This is a genomic window from Okeania sp., assembly GCF_983059655.1.
The window spans coordinates 2,188-4,007 of record NZ_CEZPJD010000731.1; the positions used below are offsets into that span (position 1 = coordinate 2,188).

Sequence of the window (1,820 nt, forward strand, 5' to 3'; positions counted from 1 at the left end):
GAAATTGTTGAGCAAAATAACATGGAACTATTAGTATTAGACCAAACTCGTAGCGATGTTGGGTTGAGGGTAGCTAAGGTAATTGTTCCAGGAATGCGTCATATGTGGAAGCGTTTAGGGTTAGGAAGATTGTATGATGTTCCGGTTAAAATGGGATGTTTGAAAGAGTCTTTAAAGGAAGAAGAATTAAATCCTTTTCCAATGTGGATGTAAATTTTTAGTCAAACTTAAGCGCAAATGACTTAGCTCAACGCTTATATAAAACCATTCAGCGTTGCTGAATCAAGGTATGAAAAGAAAAACTGAAGAATTTCAAATATTTGTCATTCATTCAATAGTTTAGCAATCGTCAAAACATATAAATCATACCCAAAATCAGCAACGCCTACTAGTCTGGGTTTTGGGAGTGCAATCGTAAGTTATTTAGCTGACTAACAATTTTTTGTCAAATTTATTCAAGGTTGCTTACGGTCAAAATAACAGTTTCTGCGACTAACATCGTATTTTTGTTCTTTTAGACTTGATTCATCTTCATCTATTATTATATTAGGTATCGTAACTTGCGAATCACGTATATCAGGATGTCTAATCGTAACTGAAATACGATCATTTTTTTTCATCTTAAATGTGATTCGTCCATCACTATCAATTCCTGTACCTAGAACATTAATTGGATTTCCAGTGTTCACAGATGTTGCCGTAACTGCTGCTGCTTCTATCGGTTTGGTCAAATTTCCCTGGCTTTTCCAGCTACAAAATAAATTTACTGTCACTAAAGAATTTTCTTCTTCTGGATTTCTTGGTTCTAGTTTATCTGGAAAAGTTATTAATCCTTTTCCAACTAGATGAAATGCAAAACCTATCAACCCCAATATTATCGCCATCAACAAAAAAGTCAAGACAGGATGTTGCTTTGGATAGTCTGCAATTGACTTTTTCCAATCATCATTATCATCATTAGGAGGATGAGAATTCATAGGCAATTTTTCCTCAGAATCTAATTCAATTATTGATTTTTGATTACACTCTTCATGTAAAAACGACTCTAAATTTTCAGCAATACTTCTTAATTTATTTACTTGCTCATCACTAATGAAAGAAGATTTTTCTAGTTCAATGTTTATATCTCTTAGCTGCCCAAAAGCAACTGAATCTACAGTATTTGTGAACCCCAAATCCTCTATTTTTTTCAAAAGCAATTCTATGACCAACAAAGTACTATAAGTATCACTATTGCCAGTATTATTATTACGTAAAGATTGATTTTTTGTTATGTTTTTAATGAAATGAACTGATGAACCTAAAAATATATAGTCTTCAATCGCTCTTTCTTTCATTACTTCCTCTCTTTTTTTACAAAGAGTCTATGGCCCACAAAATATTAAATAAATATTAAAAATTTATTGGACTGTAAACATACCAGAACTCACTGCTATAATAACTAATGTACTCTAAATTTTTTAGAGTACAACAACTGTACATGAATAATCGCAGTATCCAATCAGCCTATGCCAAATTGGTTATTAGGTGGATTGATCTCTTTGGTACTGATACTTGTGTTTTGTACGAAAGAACTAACTTTCAACTGGGAAGTTGGCAGATATTCGTTAAACTTCAAGATAAGTCCAAAAGATCAGGCTGATTGTCAACAACAACTCATTAAACTACCTAATAACAAATAAACAGCCTTGAGTTCGGAAACGAACATCGCCCCGTAACTTTTTTAAGATTCGGGGCACTTTTAATTTAGGTAGGCTTCTAGTTTCAGTTTTATAAGAAAAAATAATTTTCGCGAGATTTCTTCTCTTAATTTTCCTAAC

2 protein-coding genes are annotated in these 1,820 nt (G+C 32.6%); one reads left to right on the forward strand and one right to left on the reverse strand.

Annotation, left to right across the window (positions count from 1 at the left end):
- Positions 1-213: YcaO-like family protein (locus tag AC3DU7_RS27475; protein ID WP_488042437.1), on the forward strand; the 213-nt coding region annotated here is incomplete at its 5' end.
- A 242-nt stretch (positions 214-455) separates the two neighbouring features.
- Here AC3DU7_RS27475 and AC3DU7_RS27480 read toward each other — a convergent pair.
- A complete protein-coding gene (locus AC3DU7_RS27480; RefSeq protein ID WP_488042438.1) occupies positions 456-1,337 on the reverse strand; it encodes a hypothetical protein in 882 nt (293 codons plus the stop codon).
- Positions 1,338-1,820 lie beyond the last annotated feature (483 nt).

Coding starts and splice junctions, on each gene's coding strand:
- AC3DU7_RS27480 (WP_488042438.1), bottom strand. CDS start 1,337: ATGAAAGAAAGAGCGATTGAAGACTATATATTTTTAGGTTCATCAGTT.